Genomic DNA, 476 nt, shown 5'->3' on the forward strand with positions numbered 1-476 from the left:
GATCTACGAGGATCCCGACCGTGCCGATGTCGCCGACTGGCTGGGTACCCATGGCTGGCGTGCCGACGGTGTGCATTCACTCGATGAGATGCGCCGGCTGGGACGTTACGTCGAGCTCGACCATGACGACACACGGGCGTTCTCCATGTTCGTCACGGCTGAAAAGCTCTGAGCCCGACCTCCCAAATAACGAAAGGGGCGCCCCGGTTGTGGGGCGCCCCTTACGTTTTCGTTGCCGGTCAGCGGTTCGACATCGCCTTGGTGCGGTTCACGTTGGTGTGCTTGACGGTGGTGTCGACCTGAGGAACGGTCGCCTTCTGATGCATCTGGTGCACCCAGAGGTGGTGGTCGACCCCGGCCGAGGCGGGCGCGGACAGGCCCAGAAGCGCTGTGGCCACTCCGCTGACGAGCAATGCGGGAACTCCGAACTTATTCATCTATTTCTATCCTTTTTGGGAACACATTCCGTCATAGAT

1 protein-coding gene is annotated in these 476 nt (G+C 60.7%); it reads right to left on the minus strand.

The window, feature by feature from the left end; genetic code table 11:
* Window positions 1-239: 239 nt before the first annotated feature.
* Complete coding sequence (locus tag RNB18_RS51315; protein WP_044514431.1) at window positions 240-437, minus strand: hypothetical protein; 198 nt, start codon at window positions 435-437, stop codon at window positions 240-242.
* Window positions 438-476 lie beyond the last annotated feature (39 nt).

Origin of the sequence: Streptomyces doebereineriae (assembly GCF_031845645.1) — a bacterium.
Classification (GTDB): domain Bacteria; phylum Actinomycetota; class Actinomycetes; order Streptomycetales; family Streptomycetaceae; genus Streptomyces; species Streptomyces canus.

Coding starts and splice junctions, on each gene's coding strand:
- RNB18_RS51315 (WP_044514431.1), bottom strand. CDS start 437: ATGAATAAGTTCGGAGTTCCCGCATTGCTCGTCAGCGGAGTGGCCACA.